This window comes from Moritella marina ATCC 15381 (assembly GCF_008931805.1).
Taxonomy (GTDB): domain Bacteria; phylum Pseudomonadota; class Gammaproteobacteria; order Enterobacterales; family Moritellaceae; genus Moritella; species Moritella marina.
Genome location: NZ_CP044399.1, coordinates 1,777,653 through 1,794,995 on the forward strand (window position 1 = coordinate 1,777,653; position 17,343 = coordinate 1,794,995).

General features: G+C 39.8%; 17 protein-coding genes and 2 pseudogenes. 3 read left to right on the forward strand and 16 right to left on the reverse strand.

Annotated features, from left to right (window positions below):
- Positions 1-7: 7 nt before the first annotated feature.
- The 5 genes and pseudogenes from FR932_RS07965 to FR932_RS07985 form a co-directional block, all read right to left on the reverse strand.
- Positions 8-799 carry a PhzF family phenazine biosynthesis protein gene (locus tag FR932_RS07965; RefSeq protein WP_026032043.1) on the reverse strand — a complete coding sequence of 264 codons (792 nt, stop codon included), beginning with the start codon at positions 797-799 and terminating at the stop codon, positions 8-10.
- A 26-nt stretch (positions 800-825) separates the two neighbouring features.
- A complete protein-coding gene (locus tag FR932_RS07970; protein ID WP_019439980.1) occupies positions 826-1,812 on the reverse strand; it encodes an alpha/beta hydrolase in 987 nt (328 codons plus the stop codon).
- A 113-nt stretch (positions 1,813-1,925) separates the two neighbouring features.
- A complete protein-coding gene (locus FR932_RS07975) occupies positions 1,926-2,336 on the reverse strand; it encodes a bleomycin resistance protein (RefSeq protein ID WP_240532352.1) in 411 nt (136 codons plus the stop codon).
- Positions 2,337-2,388: 52 nt separating this feature from the next.
- Positions 2,389-2,967: a GNAT family N-acetyltransferase gene (locus FR932_RS07980; RefSeq protein ID WP_019439978.1), complete on the reverse strand. Its 579-nt coding sequence runs from the start codon at positions 2,965-2,967 to the stop codon at positions 2,389-2,391.
- A gap of 160 nt (positions 2,968-3,127) precedes the next feature.
- Positions 3,128-3,703 (reverse strand): annotated as a pseudogene (locus FR932_RS07985) (YdeI/OmpD-associated family protein).
- 299 nt (positions 3,704-4,002) lie between these two features.
- On the opposite strand from FR932_RS07985, the gene FR932_RS07990 reads away from it, so the two are divergent.
- Positions 4,003-5,196, forward strand: coding sequence for a DEAD/DEAH box helicase (locus FR932_RS07990; RefSeq protein ID WP_019439976.1), 1,194 nt, complete (start codon positions 4,003-4,005; stop codon positions 5,194-5,196).
- A gap of 177 nt (positions 5,197-5,373) precedes the next feature.
- Here FR932_RS07990 and FR932_RS07995 read toward each other — a convergent pair whose 3' ends face one another.
- The 3 genes from FR932_RS07995 to cysK all read right to left on the reverse strand — a co-directional run bounded on the left by FR932_RS07995 (position 5,374) and on the right by cysK (position 7,133).
- Complete coding sequence (locus FR932_RS07995) at positions 5,374-5,625, reverse strand: DUF6482 family protein (protein ID WP_019439975.1); 252 nt, start codon at positions 5,623-5,625, stop codon at positions 5,374-5,376.
- A 78-nt stretch (positions 5,626-5,703) separates the two neighbouring features.
- On the reverse strand, positions 5,704-6,108 hold the full coding sequence (locus FR932_RS08000; protein WP_019439974.1) for a VOC family protein: 405 nt from the start codon (positions 6,106-6,108) through the stop codon (positions 5,704-5,706).
- Between the two features lie 86 nt (positions 6,109-6,194).
- The gene (gene cysK / locus FR932_RS08005; RefSeq protein WP_019439973.1) at positions 6,195-7,133 is read right to left on the reverse strand and encodes a cysteine synthase A; all 939 of its coding nucleotides are present in this window, start codon (positions 7,131-7,133) and stop codon (positions 6,195-6,197) included.
- A gap of 121 nt (positions 7,134-7,254) precedes the next feature.
- Here cysK and FR932_RS08010 point away from each other — a divergent pair, with 121 nt between their 5' ends.
- Positions 7,255-7,665 carry a GNAT family N-acetyltransferase gene (locus FR932_RS08010; protein ID WP_019439972.1) on the forward strand — a complete coding sequence of 137 codons (411 nt, stop codon included), beginning with the start codon at positions 7,255-7,257 and terminating at the stop codon, positions 7,663-7,665.
- A gap of 29 nt (positions 7,666-7,694) precedes the next feature.
- On the opposite strand, the gene FR932_RS08015 is transcribed toward FR932_RS08010, so the two are convergent.
- The 8 genes and pseudogenes from FR932_RS08015 to FR932_RS08050 all read right to left on the reverse strand — a co-directional run bounded on the left by FR932_RS08015 (position 7,695) and on the right by FR932_RS08050 (position 16,665).
- Positions 7,695-7,916: a tautomerase family protein gene (locus FR932_RS08015; protein ID WP_019439971.1), complete on the reverse strand. Its 222-nt coding sequence runs from the start codon at positions 7,914-7,916 to the stop codon at positions 7,695-7,697.
- A gap of 44 nt (positions 7,917-7,960) precedes the next feature.
- Positions 7,961-11,797 (reverse strand): amino acid adenylation domain-containing protein, encoded by a 3,837-nt coding sequence (locus FR932_RS08020; protein ID WP_019439970.1) that lies wholly within the window; start codon positions 11,795-11,797, stop codon positions 7,961-7,963.
- A 263-nt stretch (positions 11,798-12,060) separates the two neighbouring features.
- Complete coding sequence (locus FR932_RS08025; protein WP_019439969.1) at positions 12,061-12,531, reverse strand: GNAT family N-acetyltransferase; 471 nt, start codon at positions 12,529-12,531, stop codon at positions 12,061-12,063.
- A gap of 44 nt (positions 12,532-12,575) precedes the next feature.
- On the reverse strand, positions 12,576-13,328 hold the full coding sequence (locus FR932_RS08030; RefSeq protein WP_019439968.1) for an SDR family oxidoreductase: 753 nt from the start codon (positions 13,326-13,328) through the stop codon (positions 12,576-12,578).
- Positions 13,329-13,346: 18 nt separating this feature from the next.
- Positions 13,347-13,895 (reverse strand): GNAT family N-acetyltransferase, encoded by a 549-nt coding sequence (locus FR932_RS08035; RefSeq protein ID WP_019439967.1) that lies wholly within the window; start codon positions 13,893-13,895, stop codon positions 13,347-13,349.
- Between the two features lie 427 nt (positions 13,896-14,322).
- Positions 14,323-14,799 (reverse strand): annotated as a pseudogene (locus tag FR932_RS08040) (MBL fold metallo-hydrolase); the annotation flags it as partial.
- Between the two features lie 53 nt (positions 14,800-14,852).
- Positions 14,853-15,997 (reverse strand): IS3 family transposase gene (locus FR932_RS08045; protein ID WP_151676827.1). Its coding sequence is split into 2 segments (ribosomal slippage): positions 14,853-15,733 and positions 15,733-15,997, totalling 1,146 coding nucleotides; the frame shifts between segments, so codons are not numbered across the junction.
- Positions 15,998-16,053: 56 nt separating this feature from the next.
- On the reverse strand, positions 16,054-16,665 hold the full coding sequence (locus FR932_RS08050) for an MBL fold metallo-hydrolase (RefSeq protein ID WP_240532387.1): 612 nt from the start codon (positions 16,663-16,665) through the stop codon (positions 16,054-16,056).
- Between the two features lie 240 nt (positions 16,666-16,905).
- On the opposite strand from FR932_RS08050, the gene FR932_RS08055 reads away from it, so the two are divergent.
- Positions 16,906-17,103 (forward strand): DUF6435 family protein, encoded by a 198-nt coding sequence (locus tag FR932_RS08055; protein ID WP_019441009.1) that lies wholly within the window; start codon positions 16,906-16,908, stop codon positions 17,101-17,103.
- Positions 17,104-17,343: the final 240 nt, after the last annotated feature.

Here is a 17,343-nt window from a genome sequence, read left to right on the forward strand (position 1 = left end):
ACTAACATTACACATTAATCGTACCTTTCAGGTATAGCACACCTTGACCAGATACAATGACATGCTGATTGGTAACCTGACACTTTAAAATACCGCCTCGGCGTGAGGCTTGGTATGCCAGCAAGTCAGTCTTGGCTAATTTATCAGCCCAATAAGGTGCCAAACCCGCATGAATAGAACCTGTAACAGGGTCTTCATCACCACCGCTTGCAGGCCAGAAATAACGCGAAATAAAATCATATTGAGTCGATGCAGACGTAACAACAACATCATAAGGCGCAAGTTGTTTCAGTTGTGATGAATCATAAGTAACATCTAATACGTCTTGCTCACAGCTTAGAATGGCAAAGTAAGCCTGTCTATTTCTCAGCACTTGCGTTGGTGTTTTCGAAAGGCCTAACAGCAGCTGCGCTGGTATATCGGCAATAGGCTCTGGCATTTGAACAGGGAAAGTCATTTCTATTTCATGATGCTGATTCAGTACTACTTTTAACGTACCAACTTCAGCGGTAATAAACTCTATTTCGTTTTCAACACCAAATTCATGAAATAGCACAAAAGCAGACGCCAATGTCGCATGACCACAAAAATCAATTTCTGTCAGCGGCGAGAACCAACGGATCTCGTACTGGTTTCCCTCAACCTGCTTTATAAACGCGGTTTCTGATAGGTTGTTCTCTATCGCGATACTTTGCATCAACTCCGCTGTTAGCCAATCATCTACTGGAATAACGGCGGCGGAATTACCTTTGAACTGTTGATCTGTAAACGCATCAACGATGAATATATCCATTTTCAATGTATGAACTCCTTTTGCTTTTATACTTATTTCAATGTCTGTAACCAGTCTTTAACCACTAACTGTACCTCAGAATCAACAACTATGCCCATATGTGAAACCTCAGGTAACAACGCCACTTTAACTGATGTGTATGGCGACATGACAGACTCAAACTGCTGCGCAATAAACGCGTCATCACATTCACCGACGGCTACAAGAACAGGTTGTTTGATCGCAGCAAGGTCTTTTTTATAATGACGCGGTGCGTAGGCCGTATTCAGTCGATGAGAATACGACAAGGTTTCAGTACCATCTCGTGCTGATGCAGGCATATTGAATTCGATAGCGGTCAGATGATCAAACCGGTGGATCCCCAGCATATTAAGCATGCTTAACCCGATGATACGAGCAGTATGTGCATTAGCCCAACCACCCGAATTACTACGCATCGTTGGGGCATTGTATTTTAGGAAAGGTGATAACAATAGATAAGCATCGATTTGATCGGCATAGCGACTGCCAGCAAAACGTATAGCGAGTCCACCGCCAGATGAATGGCCACCAAGGATCAGTTTGGCATTGGGGTGGCGAGCTTGGATCTGAGTAATAAAATCGGCTAAATCATCTTCTAGTTGTTCAATATAGTCGACATCGCCTCGCCGTTCAGGTGTCATGCCATGCCCGCGTAAATCAGGTGTATAGACTGTAGCTAGCCCGTCATCACTGATGGATTTAGCTAAAGGCAGCAAATACTGGCTATGCCAACCAGATCCATGCAGTAAAATAAGCACCGTATCAGCGCTCGCAGGATAGTGTCGATAGGTTATCTCTTTACCATCCCTTGCTTTACAGCTTTGTCGTGGTGGCAAGCATGTGTAATCAACGGTATAAAGTTCATCAAAATTAAGACTGTTATTATCCGAGTTACGTGGTTTCCGCTTACCAAACATAATCAGTAAGGCGGCAATACTCAGTTGAATTACCACCGGAATGACCACAAAGTAAATAACCGTTAAAAACACTGTCTGCATATACTATTTCCCTATACGTTCTAGCTATACTGTCTACCTATGCTATCGACCTATACTGTCTACTTATACTATCGACCGATACAGCTCCGAACACTTTGGGTATGTAAACGGCTTCAAAGTATGTCCTGACAAAATCTAAATAGATAACCATCAGGAGTTTGAACGATAAATTGCTGTTGAACCGTTATCTTATTACCACACTCATACGACTTAGATTCTAAGTGTAAATATATCGCATCTGCAGCCAGTGACTTAACACTGCGATATAAAGCTTCGATATTTTCAACGTCCCACTGGAAATTAATACCACGCCCTAATGGAGCTTCAAGCTTATCGGTGATCCACTTACGGCTATCACTGTTGATACCTTCAAGCATCAAATCAACACCATCAAGCGTGAGATAGACAAACTCTTCTTCTGGGCGTTCGTATTTTACAGCGAACCCCAATACGTTAACGAAGAACGCTTTACTCACATTTATATCGAAACAGTAAAGCTCAGGTACTACTCGTAACGTCATCATTCCACCTATTCAGACTAGCTTGCTACTAGGTAAGTAACATGTGCCACTTAAATTAAACGAGTTGTAGCCGTTTTTTAGAGTCTATCGGAGTATTTGCATGGTCTACTTTCATAAGACCATAGATGTTGTGATCTACGATTACTCCATGGAGGTTTTCAGAATTCTTTATTGTACCTTCAAGGTGAAAGCCAAGTCGTTCACAGACTTTTTGACTCGGAATGTTTTCTGTCGCAACATGAATCTGAATTTTAGTCATACTCAATTTATCAAAAGCATATTCTATAAGAGCCTTACATGATTTGGTTATAAAGCCTTTTCCCTGACATTCTGCTGAAACCCAATAACCAATGATTACTTTCTTCAGGTCTTGGTTTATTTCGTTTAATGTTATTACACCAACAAGCCTGCCATGATATTCAATACCGCAAGCAAGCTCTTTGTTTTCAGAAAGACCGGAAAGACAAAGTTTGATGAAACTTTCTGTATCTTCATGACTTTTTGTTTTAGGTGGCCAAGTCATCCATTTTTCTAGGTACTGTCTATTGTTATCAATTAATGCAAATAACTCTTTAGCATGGTGTTGAGTTAACAGAACAAGTTGTAAATTATCTTCTATTTCTTTGACGAACATATTAATCCTTCCTTAGGACACCTTGTTGTATTTACTCTATACTATTCCAGCCATAAACGCGACAGTAACACTGGCTTCAAATCATTGATTAATTGAGAGTTTATTTCACTGTTTTAGTCGCATGACGCCCACTTGATTAGCTTTCAATACCGAATCCCACTTATTTAGGTTTTTCTTCGTGAACAAGCATGTCCATGAATTTTTCAAACCGCCTTAGTCTGGTTTCGGGTTTCTTCGCACTTATCAATCCGTACGCGATAACATAACGACTCGATTTATTCAGCGTTTCAAAAAACTGTTTTACTATCGGCTGATTTTCTAGAGCCGCGATAAAATCTTCAGGCACTGCCATCTCACTTACCACATAGGCGTTTTCCCAACGACCGTCAGCTTTCGCGGCATGAACATGCACAAGTCCAGATGCCTGCATTCGGTTTGCGTTTATCAAACGTTCGACATGCTCTGTGTTCCTTTTAGACCAATTACTTCGTTTTGTTCTGGGCGTTAAGCGCTGAAGGTATGATTGATCATCAAGTGACTTTTTAACGCCATCAATCCAACCCCAACACAAAACTTCAATCACGACATCGTTCCAAGTAACACTTTGGATCCCAGTGTTTTTCTTAAAGATCTTTACCCACAACTCACTTTCAGTGGCGTGATTCGCCTTTAACCACTAGCTGAGATCTTCAGGTGTGGCAAATGTCATGATTTTCAACGGATCTGGTTCAGGCATCTAGTTATATTCCCTTCGGCGAATCAGCAGAGTCCTTGCCCTACCAGTCACACTAATCAATAGCAGCAATTTAATTATCTTTATGAACAATACCTTATCAATTTAACACGACAAGGTAAACGGTCAGCGACTATTGGTGGCGATACTTGTGCGGTTCAACTAATACAGATACTTCAAGATTATTAGCTGATGGTATTTCCGAGAGGGATTGTGACTGGTGTAATACTTGAATACGGCTTAAATATGTTAAAGCATTCTGTTAGAATAATAGGTTATTGATTAAAGAATACCGAGCCAGCATGTCAGAGTTTAAAGAATTTTCACTTTTAGCGTCAATTATTGACCGCGTTAGTCTTAAAGGCTACAAACAGCCTACCCCGATCCAAAAAGAATGTATTCCAGCACTTATAAATGGCCATGACCTTCTGGGTATAGCGCAAACGGGCACAGGAAAAACAGCGGCCTTTTCATTGCCTATTATCAATAATTTTGGCCGCAATAAAATTGATATCAAAGCGAAGAGCACACGTTCGCTCATACTCACGCCCACGCGAGAGCTTGCCTCACAAATAATGCAAAACATTGACGACTACGCTGATGGCTTAGGACTTAAAACTAAAGTTGTTTATGGCGGTGTCGGAAGACAAGATCAAGTTGACTCTATCGCACTTGGACTGGATATTTTAGTCGCCACCCCTGGTAGGTTATTGGATTTAATTAAAACCGGCGATATAGATTTTCAGGCGTTAGAAGTATTCGTGTTAGATGAAGCAGATACAATGCTGGATATGGGGTTCTTTAAAGATGTTCAACGCATCATATCTAAGCTACCAAAGCACCGACAAACACTGTTGTTTTCAGCGACTATGCCCGCTGAAATAGAGATTCTTGCACAAGCAATATTAACCGACCCAATAAAAGTCCAAATTGCGGCTGAAACGGTGACTATCGACTTGATTAATCAAAGTGTATACCAGCTGGAAAAATCGAATAAAGTACCCTTGTTGTTTGATATTATGCAACAATCTGACTATAAAAAAGTACTCATTTTTTGTAAAACAAAACCAGGCGCTGATATCATAGTTGACGCACTTGAAGATGCCTCAATCACAGCCGCTAGCCTGCACAGCGGTAAATCTCAAACCGCGAGGGAAGACGCGTTACAACAGTTTAAAGAAGCTAATTTAAGGGTGTTAGTGGCAACAGATGTCGCTGCTCGTGGCATTGATGTTGATAATATCACCTTAGTCATCAACTATAACTTGCCTGAAGACCCAAGAAACTACATACACCGTATCGGTCGAACGGCGCGCGCAGGAAAAAGTGGCATGGCCATTTCATTTGCTGTCGAAAATGATATTACGCTATTAAAGAGTATTGAGAAAAGCATAGGACAAGTCATTCCAGTTGTAATGGAACAGCCTTTCCATAAAGAGTTTGCAGCAGCGCCTAAAAAAGCCAAGAAGAAAGGTAAAAAAAGAAATAAAAGATGAGTATAGATCACGCCCAAATACGGTATTTAAGCAGATGACACTACGGCAAAAACAAACAGGCCTTTAACCCTAGTGTAAAAATGTAGATGCTTTCATATTAGTATTTGAAAGCATCTTTTATGGCACAGCCATCGCGGTTAGAGATAGTCTCATATGCATATCTCTTTGCCGCAATGTTTAAAAATGAATTGTTTGAGCAGTTGGCGGAGACGCCGGCAAACCACACATTTCATCGTAAGGTGTCTGTAACAAAAGTTGTGCCTCGGTAACATCATGCACTCTTAGAAACTGCTTAGCATCAGACAATGAGCCACAAACCTCGACTTCTAATAATGAGGGTAGTGCACAAAAGTCTTGGTTTTCATCTGTTGCCCCGACTAAATAATGAATGCCTTCCGAAATACCGATAATTGTAGGTTTAAGTTGCATAATAATATCCTCAATCGTGTTGTATAAATTCTATACGTTAAAGATCGAAGAGTAGATCACATGCACTGACTAAATTTATTAAACTCGGCACCTCAACTCGACACCGTTACCTTCAGGATCTTGGATATAAACCGAATTCCCTTCCCCTTGAGCTCCGTAGCGACTAGCAAACTCACCAACTGCTACGCCATTTAGTTGGAGGTGATTAATAATATCGGGTTCTGAAAGTGACTTTATTTGTAAGCAAAAATGATCGACATTCCTTTCTGTTTTACTGGGCGCTCCTCCACCAACAGCGCCAAGCCTGCTATTAACAACCACCAAATCAATAAGTGCACTACCTGCTCTAAGTTGAGTCAGGCCTGTTTCTGGCGTTGTCTCTCGCTCAATACTACAGCCTAATACACGCGTATAAAAATCAATCATATCCTTGAGTTTTGTTGTTCTTAATACGATATGATCGATTGCTAAGACTTCCAACATTTACATCTCCTTCTAAAGACTCAATAACCCACATCAACAAACACAGATGACCACTTCCTAAGTGGCTATTTACAACATTTTTAGGATCACAGCTCCTCAACATCCCACAACGGCGTGCTTAAATAACGTTCTCCACCAGATGGAAACAAGGTAACAATATTTTTCCCTTCGTTTTCGGGTCTTTTAGCTAACTCAATAGCACCGTAAAGTGATGCACCAGTTGAGATCCCACCAAAAATGCCCTCTTCACGAAGTAAAAATCGCGACATGGTAAAGGCATCTTGATCTTGAATAATAATGGCTTCATCAATTAAGGATACATCTGTCGTGTCGGCAATAAAGCCAGCATTAAGGCCTTGGATTTTATGAAGACCCGGTTCGCCACCTGATAATAAAGCACAAGTCTCAGGTTCTACTGCGACCAGCTTTATCTGCGAATTTTGCTCTTTTAAATAGCGCCCGACACCAGAAATGGTGCCACCAGTACCAAGGCCAGTAACAAACATGTCGACATCACCTTCCATGTCTCGCCAGATCTCCATACCCGTTGTTTTGTAATGCGCTTGAGGATTAGCCATATTATCGAATTGCATTGGAGACCAAGCATTCGGTATTGTTTCTAACAACTCTTTTACTTTTGCAATCACAGCAGCAAAGCCTTCAGAACCCGGTGTTCTTACCACTTCGACACCCTGAGCTTTAAGTACTTTAACGCGTTCTATACTCATCGTATCAGCAAGTACGACAATGGTGCGGTAACCCATCTGTTTAGCAACAAGCCCTAAACCAATCCCGGTATTACCTGAAGTAGCTTCTATGATCACCGATTTACCCGATTCGATGAGACCATCTTGTTCTGCAGTATTTATCATGGATAATGCAATACGGTCTTTAACACTAGACATGGGGTTGAACATTTCTAATTTTGCGTAAATATTGCCAGGTAAATGATTAGAAATTTTATTCAATTTAACTATTGGCGTATTACCAATTAATTCGATGATATTATTATAAAATTTTGTCATATTTATCTCTTAGTCCTACCAAAGTTGATTGACTAACATTTGATTTTATACGCGCTAACGAGGCGCTTCTAAGTTAGATCTAACTAAGGTATTATTTAATTTTAGCCAAAGGTAAACCGTAATGAATGATTACCTATTAAAAGAAAACATATTAGATAGCCAAGCAGTCATCAGATTACGATCTTCAGTCGGCTGGGATAGCTTAAGCGAGCCAACGTTAACCAAAGCGCTTGCTAATTCTATTTTCTTTGCCAGTATTTGGCATCAAGGACAAGCTGTTGCAATGGGCCGTATTGTTGGTGATGGCCATCAATATTTTTATCTCCAAGACATGATTGTCGACCCTGCCTATCAAAAATTAGGACTGTGCCAACGTATCACTGAACATTTAGTCAGCCAAGTAAAAAGCATTGCCGAACCAGGTGCCTTTTTTGGTCTAATGGCTGCAGCAAATGTGGCAGGTGTTTATCAAAAATACGGTTTTGTTGAACGGCCTGCTCATATGCCTGGAATGGTCATGCCCATTACTTAATTTACTGAATTAATATTTAGATATCTTAATTAATAATCAGGTGTCTTAATTAAAGTCTCTTTTCGCCCGACAATTTCAGGAATATAGACTTGTTCGTTCCATAGTTCAGGTTCAACGGGCTCGACCGCAATAGAGATAACATTTTCATCACACCCAACTACGTTCGTTACGGCTTCTGTGATGCTTTTAGCCAGCGCTATATGCTGTTCTTCACTGAGTGAAGGGAAATGTTTAATATTTATATGTGGCATTATTCTTCCTTAAATAACAAAATAAATGAATAAGATAAAATTAACTATAAAACAGCAACAAGTTGGTCAATATGTGTTGTTTTAAGCATGGTGTAATGGTTTGCTTCAATGTTTTCTATCACCGGCTTAGTGATAGAGAAAACGTTATTATTTTCAATAAATGAGTAGTCATCTCCAGTCGCTTTAATGATCTTAATAGGCGCCTTTAATTGACGCTGTCTGAGTTCATGAAACGAGTAGTTAAATTCAAACGTCATTGTGACAATATCAATGATCCGCATCACTAACCCCGTTTCTAATTGGTTATTCAGCCGACAGATAAAGTGAATAAACTTGTCTTTAGTATCAACAACAGACAGACACTCTTCCAATGAATTGCTCTTTATTGTCCCCATAAATACTGAATACAATATGGTTAAAAACTTTTTATTAGTGAACGTGGCTTCGCTATTTTCAATTGAATAGCCTTCAGTTGAGTTATCTTCGTCTGCGACTTTCGGGGATCCTGGCGCAATTAAGTATAAGTTTTCAACGACATCGCCCGCTTTTTCTAATTGATAACAAGCCTCAAAAGCAACGCGTGCGCCAAATGAATACCCCCATAAGGTATAAGGGCCTTTGCCTTGATTTTGCTTTATCATCGCGACATCTTTGGCCGCCATTTCAGTTATCGTTTGGTAAGGAATTTCGCCGACATTAATACCATATGCTTGCACCCCGAAAAAATCACGATCAGTCCCTACTTTTTCAGACAACAACCGCAAATTCATACAATACCCCCCTAACCCTGGCCAGCAATATATTGGACTCCCCTTTCCTTTAACTTGAAAAGGGACTAATCGAGACGCTGAATTATCTTCAATTTGATTGACAGCTTGTGCCAGTTTTTGAATTGTAGGGGAAGAAAAAAGGATTTGTAATGGTAAGTCACAATGCAAAGTTGTATTAATTTTATTGATAATACTTACAGCAAGCAGTGAATTACCACCGAGTTCAAAGAAGTCGGTATTAACTGAAATGGAATATCTGTTTAGCCCCTTCTGCCAAATATCCAATACCACTCGTTCAACGTCATTAGCAGGCTCTACATGCTCCTCGCTGATACAATCGGTCTCTAATGCCAGCAGTGCATTCATATCTATTTTGCCGTTGACGGTTAATGGCATTTTATCTATCACTTTAATGGTGTTTGGCATCATGTAAGTTGGCAGAAACTTGAGTAGATCATCGTTAATGATTTCTGATGGTCCTTTCATGTGCACTAGATCTTCATTCATACCATCACTGCGTATTTGCATATCGCTGATAAGACCGCCAATAAAGAAATATGACGGGCCTACATCTTTATTGAGAATATGTTGAATTCGCTTAGCTGACGGCAGATTATTACCCGTCTTTGAACTATAACCTGAAGACATGAAACCAATATTAAAATCGTTCATCTGAAGTGATTGTAATTTACGTCCTAAGTTAATGTATCCCAACCAATCCTCGTCCGTTGTACTTATAACTGAGATCCCAAATGAAGCTCTTTCATAAACAGATTGGTTGATAGCAATAACATGCTTCTTTAAAATCAATTCACTGGATACGTATTCTAACGCGCCGTTTTCAAACAAATATTTACCCGCTTTAAGATCTGATACTTGCCCAGGATGAGATTGTAAATACAAGCTGACATCATCATTCATTACATCTTTGGTACCAGAGACAATATTAAAACTGCCAAGGTAATAATCGTTCTCTGCTACATCAAACAATTGCATTGTGTGGGGCAAGTAATCGCCGGATTTAATACTCAAGCCATAAGTTGGCAAGATATTTTCGAAAAAACCAACCATGTGGCCCGCTTCCATTTCTAATACTTCTAAAATATTATTTTTATAGATGGGTTCAATGGCCGATTTTTTACCGACAAAATGGACTTTAAATTGTACCTTGCCAGGGTCTTTTTTTTCAGCACGCTCTTTTTCAGTAATTAATATGAGCTGATGATGTACTGGATGGTAATAGTAGTAGCCAGGAGTCAGGTTACCAATGCCATCTAATTCAAGATACATTTGGGTTGCATACAAGGCACCTGGTGACGCATAACCGTATTTTGGTAACAACCTATTTTCAGAATGGAATTGCCCAAAATGCCTTAAAATCTGACCAAAATCAGCATAACTAAGATCGGATAACTGAGTATAATGATCGTAATTAATTTTACTGTTAAGTACGTTTAGGATATCTGCTTTAGCTATCTTTCCACCATCAAAAAAACGGTAACTTTTACGAGAAAAAACAAGCGTTCGCTGTTTGTCAGTGGCCATTTCACCCGGTAAATCAATTCTCGATTTATCCATTATTTCAGCATCTTGACGACAGCCTGAGTTGGCTAGCTGCATTTTCACTTGGCTACGGCTTTGCTTTGATTGATGATGGGGATCATGATTACCTTGATCCATCAACGCCGCTTCTCTAGGGTTTAATTCAATCATAGAAATAAGATTTTGATAACCGGTATACTGGTCTTTCTTTAAGAATACCGCAGCGTTATTTACCCAGTCATGGGTTTCTATTAGGGATTTAATTTCATCTAGTTCAACGCGGTATCCTCGCAGCTTAACTTGATTATCAACTCTACCTGAATATTGCACTGTTCCATTTTCATTCCAGTACGCTAAATCACCGGTTTTATACAGTGTTTGACCTGTTTCTTGTCCATCAACAATGTGGGTAATGAAACGTTCTGCAGTTAGATCTTCCCGGTGTAAATAGCCTCTAGCCAAGCCGACACCGGCGATATAAAGTTCACCAATATCACCCGCAGCGACAGGGTTTTGATCCTTATCTAGAATATAGTACTGGGTATTTGGTATGGGTTTACCAATAGATATAGTATCAGCGCTATGTTGCATTTCTTTAATATCAACGACATGGGCCGAACTGTTGATAGTACACTCCGTTGGCCCATATAAATTAACGATGCTGCAATCAGGTAATTGCCCTGAAAGCTCATTGGCAAGGTGTTTTGACAGCGCTTCACCGCCACTGAATATCTGATTTAACGAAGTACATTGGGTGAACTTGTCAACATTGAGTAATGCGAGCAGTAAAGTGGGCACACCTTGTAACATTGAGACATGGTGCTGGATCATGGTATCGACAAGTTTCTCTGGATTTTTATATATACCAGGTTCACCCATCACGACCCGTGCTCCGCAACATGACGCCAGGATTTCCCACTGAGCAGCATCAAAACTCATCGGTGTTTTCTGTAACACTACACTGTTGCAATCTAGTGAAAAATGAGTCGACAACCAATCCATTTGATTAGCAATGCTTTTGTGTTCGATCATCACCCCTTTTGGTTTGCCTGTACTGCCCGATGTGTAAATGACATACGCTAAGTGATGTGCTGCAGCATGCTGTGTGAGCATATGATACTGAGGTATTGCTTTGGTGTTGAAAAAGTCAGTTACCTGTGAAAATGTGATTAATAAGACCTCATCTGAAACCAGATTCGCTAGTCGCTCCACTAACTCATCTTGCACGACAATAATGTTACACAGACTGTTTTCAAGCATATATTTTAGACGGTCATCAGGGTATTCAGGGGCTAGCGGTAAATAGGCAGCGCCAGACTGTAAAATCCCCCACACACCAACCATTAATTCAATTGACGGGTCAACAAACAAACCGACACATCCATCGAGACAGACGCCTTGCTGTTGTAAATATAATGCTAGCGTTAAACTTTGCTCACCAAGTTGCTGATAGGTTATGTTTCTATCTTGGAAAGAAACGGCTGTATTTGTTCCATGCTGCTCTATTTGGTTACGAAATAAATCAACAATATTATCGCCATTGTGGCAGTCCAATTTTAACTGTGTCACGTATATTATATCCCAAGTCTATCTTTATAAGCCCACGACTACCCTTCGTATGAACAGAGGGTATTGGTTTTGGAATGGCCCCGATATTGCGTATTACCACCAACATCAAGACACGTGAAGGCAATACGTTACTTTTAAAAGGATAGATCACAAATGCTCGGTTTAAATAAAAAAAATTTAAATTTCATAGAGTAAGGCCCTCTTTTCATACGTAAAGAGGACTCAGCAATAGGCTGTGATAGGGATGTATAGTGCTGTGATGGCTAGGCGATATCTCCCTGCATGATATATTGAGGGCCTGCTGCACCGCCAAGGTATTGCTTACTTGTATCGTGAAAGCCGCCTTTCAAATAACAAAATCTAGCCCCTGGGTTTTTACAATTAACAGTGAGATAAACGAAGCGAAAAGATGAATAATATTCTTGTAGGTAGGGAAATAAGGCTTTAACTGCTGCAGCTCCTAATCCTTTACCTTGCTGGTTAATATCAATAGCGAACGCTCTTAAACCAACGCCACTTTCTATCATAAACTCATCACCCAATGAATACGTAACATCTATTTTAAAAAAGCCTATTACGTCATCATTCAGTTTTATTATATGAAGATCAATCGTATCACTTGCGCTTGCGATAAATTCTTCAGCAGTACCAGCAAACTTGACTTGTTCTTCAGCTAAGGTGACCTGACGTACTTTCTCAATATTATCGTGTGTTAATTTTTCTATTGTAAGCATTTATCTTCCTTGGACTCTAATCGCGTTGCTGAATGTATTGTGTATTACAAGCCACCAGCTAAATCTAAATAATTCCCTGTCGAAAATGATGATTTTTCTGACGCTAACCAATAAATAGCTTCTGCAACCTCTGCAGGTTGGCCACCTCTTTTGAGCGGAATAACATCTTTTAACCTTTCAATTCGTTCAGGCTCGCCACCATCGGCATGCATGTCTGTGTGAATTAACCCAGGACGCACGCAATTCACTCGAATACCTTCCGCGGCAACCTCGAGGGATAACCCTTTAGTTAATGTGTCAATTGCGCCTTTGGATGCTGCATAATCAATGTATTCATTTGGAGAACCAGAACGAGCTGCCCCCGAAGACACATTAACTATCACGCCGCCAACACCACCATGCCGAGTAGACATACGTTTTACCGCCTCCCGACAACACAAAAAGTAACTGGTGACATTGTTCACGAGGATTGAATTGATCCTATCGGCGGTCATATCCTCTAAACGCGATTGCGTTTTCAACATACCGGCGTTATTAACGAGTACTGATAACGTACCTAATTCTTTATCTACAGTTGAAAACATGCGGATTACATCATCTTCACATGAAACATCCGCTTGTACTGTAATACACTGACCACCATCCGCTTTAATGGTTTGGGCTAGTCGATTAGCAGATTCTGAATTAGACTTATAATTGATACATACCGCGTAGCCTTCTTTCGCAAAAAGTTGAGCTGTCGCTGCCCCTATCCCTCGCCCACCGCCTGTGATAATAACGACTCTTTGAGTGCTCATAAATCTATCCTTAATTGATTAAACGCGCAGAGTACTAACATTTTTTGCCATTGATATTTCAGCAATTGATTTTCCATCTATTCTATAATAATCAGGACATTCGCCAATTATTTGAAAATCACTTTTAACATACAAATTCTTTGCCGCAAGATTACACGCAAGCACATTTAAATCTAACCAATCGATACTTGAGTTGGCCACACAATAATCAACAACCGTATTGACCAAACGTAAACCGATGCCTTTTTTACGATAATCAATGTCAACTCCCATCCCTAACAACACGCGATGATAACTGTGCTCAGAGCCGGGATGACGCAGGTCAATATGCCCACAAATATGCCCATCTTGATCTTTTGCTAACCAGAGTTTCCTCCAAGTAGCATTACCGAACTCAACGTCAAAGCCGGCTTTAAACTTATGACGGAGTTGATCTGATACTTGGCAATCTTTACTCGCGATAGGTTGAAAAAGGTCAAACTCGTCAGAACCATTTTGCTTTAATTGCTTATCTAGATAATCAAAGAACAATGCTAAATCTGATAATTCCGCTTCTACTATATTCATGTGAACTCCTTTTACCTATAACCCTAAAATGGCTGAACCATGTGCTAGTGGGCATTTTACTCAGCAGAAACTATTTATTTATCCTTATGAACAACACCTTACCAACTTAAGAATACAAGGTAAACGGTCAGTAACCATTTATGGTTATTCTCGTGCGGTTTGATGTATTCCTGCTTACAGTTTTTATCGCTGTTTGCATTAAATTAGGTGTGCTGGGATTACATGAACGATCTAGCCGAAAGGCAAACAGAATAGGAATAATGGCATTAACATGACAGATTGGAGATATTAACTAGTTCCTCTTGGGTTTAATCCCAAGACGAAGTGCCCACCAAGATCAAACACGTTATTTACTATATAAAGAAGATCTTCGGACTTGTTCAATACCCGAATAAGGTGCCGGCTGCGCGACACCTATTATTATTTGTTAGTTTTGCGTTGATGCGATAGCTCTAGTTTCGCCTACTTTCATTATCCAAAGAGCTTCGTCTGAAAACCCACTATCACGTCCCGCCTTCTTAAAGCGTATTGGAGGTTCAAACAATGGCTCATCAGATAGACTACTAATTGTACCCCAGTGAGAAGAGATCAGTGTCTTCGCACGAACATCTATACCTATCGATACCGCTTCTTCGGGAGTTACATGAGACATCCACAATAACTCCCTTGGTTCATATGCTCCAATAGGTAAAATAGCGAAGTCAAAGGAGTCATATTTATCACCAATATTATTGAATATAGTTTTTGAGTAACCTGTATCGCCAATAAAAAGAATACGTTTTTGGAAGCTTTCAATAACCCAAGAAGCCCATAGCGTTTCATTATGATCTGTGGTGCTTCTTGCAGAGTCATGAACATTAGGTTCCGCTGTAATCTCAATGCCTTCAACTGATACTGACTGCCCCCAATCTAACTGTAGTGGTCAAGTAAAACTGTACACCTAGATAGGCGTTTAAATTAAGCTGCAGCTTCCATAATCACTGGCGACAAATAGTTATTATAACTATGGCCTCGTTTTGTATTGTAATGCTGCAGTATATATTTGAGCGTATCTCGCTCAGCTTCAGCAAAGGTGTTATAGCATTCCTTTGGCATCCACTCTGTTTTAAAACTTCTAAAAAATCGTTCCATTGGGGCGTTGTCCCAACAATTTCCGCGTCGACTCATACTTTGCGTTATTTGGTATTTCCACAACGCTTGTCTGAATTGAAGGCTCGTGTAATGACAACCTTGGTCTGAATGAAACATCACATTTTTTGGTCGGCCTCGGCTTTCGTAAGCCATACGTAGCGCCGCACAAGTTAAATCTGTGTTTGGGCTATCTGAGCATGCCCAACCCACAATTTTACGTGCAAATAAATCCATGACTACAGCTAGGTACATCCATTTATTTCCAGCCCAAACATAGGTCTCATCGCCACACCAAACTTGATTGACTGTTTCAACATCAAACTGCCTATTTAGTCGGTTCGGTGCGATTTTCGATACATCCTCAGATATCTTATACTTATGTTTATTCGGCTGTTTACTGACAATGCCGACTTCTTCCATCAATCTTGCTGCTTTGTATCTACCGACACTTTCCCCTGCTTGATTAAGTTGGCCTGAGATGGTTCTCGCGCCAGCTGAACCTCGACTACGGCTGTGTATAGCAATGACTTTTTGACGTAATACAGCTCGTTCCGGCTTTGTTACACCGCGGTATTTAAGTCGATAATGGAAGCTACTGCGAGGTATTTCAAATAACACACATAGCTTCTTTATTGAATGATTATCTCTTGATAACGCGGCTATCAAATCTATCGTTTGATGCTGTCCTGCATTAAAAGAGCGGAAGCTTTTTTTAATATGTCTTTCTCCCATTCAATTTGCTTAATTTTGGCTTCAAGCTCTTGAATACGTATTTGGTCTGGCGTCATAGCCTTTGCAGTCGGTGTTATCCCGCCATGTTCTTGCTTAAGTTGAGCTACCCATCGTCTCATTGCCGTGTATCCAACACCGACGGCATCACAGGCTTCTTGTATCGAGTAGCCTTTATCCAGGACTAAGTTTGCAGCATCATGCTTGAATGCTACTGAATATGTTGTTCGCGCTTTTGTCATTGTGTACACCGTTTTTATGTTGAGGGTATTCTATCCCATTTAGGTGTACAGATTCATTAAACCACTTCAAACTCTGTCACCTTGCTATACCCTCGCTCGGTAAAAAAAGACTTGAGCCCTAAAGGAACAACCACATTAATCTCGCTTTTGTTTTTTAATTCCCTAACCGTTTTATCATCTAGGTGGTCATAATGGTTATGTGAAATAATCACTATATCAATAGAAGGTAATTTATTTATAGGTATGGGTAAATTAACTATTCTTCTTGGGCCTGCCCATGAAACAGGGCTGGCGCGTTTTGACAAAAAGGGGTCTGTCAGAATTGTCACACCGGAGGTTGTAATCAAAAAGCTTGCATGCCCCAACCAAGTGACACGATCGCTAGAAATTGAGTTTAAAAGTTGAAGAGACTCTAACTCAGTTAGTTCATGTCCATCAGGAACATCAGGAACAAACAACGAATCCCATGCTCTTCGCATATAGAAAAAGATCCCTTTAGGTGCGGCAGTTTCCACAAATGGGTGGTTCTGATAGCCCTTATTCGTATGATGTAGAGGCTTATTATCCGATGATATTTTCTTCGAGTATGCTGTCGAGCTTGATGAACATGCAACTAATACAGTTAATACTAGAGTTATACTGATAAAAAATTTTATGTTGCTCATCATTTATCCCTAAAACTAACGTCGCATTAAGCGGACAAAAAAATTGGTTGTAATCATTGGTAAAATAAACATAACAAACTGTTTTTGTTATGTTTAAATGGCTTGTTATATTTAAATTAATTGCATCATTCAGCTAAGTTTATGTTTAATAAGTTGCTCTAACCTAGTTTAATTTCAATGACGTGTAAACTAATATTACAATTGAACCGTATATATAGTTATAACAATTACACGGAGCCATTTATGTTTTCAATATTCAAGAAAAACCCAACAAAAAAATTAAATAAACTACTCTCTATAAAGCTAGAGCAAGCCATGCATGCCCAAAGAAATGGAGATATAAGAACTTATTCTCAGCTAAGTTTTGAAGCAGATCAGATAGACCAACAAATAGCCAAAATAGAAGCACAAAACACAGACTCGCATCTAAACAAAAATTAGCTAAATATTTGTAACTCTGATAAAAAGTAAAAACTCTAAATACGAAAAGTAAAATTTAATAAAACAGCAACTTTTAACAAGAGTAGTCAATTATAACGCCCAGTTAAGGGATAATAGTATAGTTGGTCAAAATATTGAGTGGAGTGAAAACTGCTAGCTGTATTTTGTCCCGCTAGAACAAATTGTTGAACCTCCGGAAATAAAGCGGCTAAGAATTCTTATTTGATTGATATTACTGCA

Excerpts from the sequence above, each read along its gene's own strand:
- FR932_RS07970 (WP_019439980.1), bottom strand. The coding sequence starts at position 1,812 with ATGCAGACAGTGTTTTTAACGGTTATTTACTTTGTGGTCATTCCGGTG.
- FR932_RS07975 (WP_240532352.1), bottom strand. The coding sequence starts at position 2,336 with ATGATGACGTTACGAGTAGTACCTGAGCTTTACTGTTTCGATATAAAT.
- FR932_RS07980 (WP_019439978.1), bottom strand. The coding sequence starts at position 2,967 with ATGTTCGTCAAAGAAATAGAAGATAATTTACAACTTGTTCTGTTAACT.
- FR932_RS07990 (WP_019439976.1), top strand. The coding sequence starts at position 4,003 with ATGTCAGAGTTTAAAGAATTTTCACTTTTAGCGTCAATTATTGACCGC.
- FR932_RS07995 (WP_019439975.1), bottom strand. The coding sequence starts at position 5,625 with ATGCAACTTAAACCTACAATTATCGGTATTTCGGAAGGCATTCATTAT.
- FR932_RS08000 (WP_019439974.1), bottom strand. The coding sequence starts at position 6,108 with ATGTTGGAAGTCTTAGCAATCGATCATATCGTATTAAGAACAACAAAA.
- cysK (WP_019439973.1), bottom strand. The coding sequence starts at position 7,133 with ATGACAAAATTTTATAATAATATCATCGAATTAATTGGTAATACGCCA.
- FR932_RS08010 (WP_019439972.1), top strand. The coding sequence starts at position 7,255 with ATGAATGATTACCTATTAAAAGAAAACATATTAGATAGCCAAGCAGTC.
- FR932_RS08015 (WP_019439971.1), bottom strand. The coding sequence starts at position 7,916 with ATGCCACATATAAATATTAAACATTTCCCTTCACTCAGTGAAGAACAG.
- FR932_RS08025 (WP_019439969.1), bottom strand. The coding sequence starts at position 12,531 with ATGCTTACAATAGAAAAATTAACACACGATAATATTGAGAAAGTACGT.
- FR932_RS08030 (WP_019439968.1), bottom strand. The coding sequence starts at position 13,328 with ATGAGCACTCAAAGAGTCGTTATTATCACAGGCGGTGGGCGAGGGATA.
- FR932_RS08035 (WP_019439967.1), bottom strand. The coding sequence starts at position 13,895 with ATGAATATAGTAGAAGCGGAATTATCAGATTTAGCATTGTTCTTTGAT.
- FR932_RS08050 (WP_240532387.1), bottom strand. The coding sequence starts at position 16,665 with ATGATGAGCAACATAAAATTTTTTATCAGTATAACTCTAGTATTAACT.
- FR932_RS08055 (WP_019441009.1), top strand. The coding sequence starts at position 16,906 with ATGTTTTCAATATTCAAGAAAAACCCAACAAAAAAATTAAATAAACTA.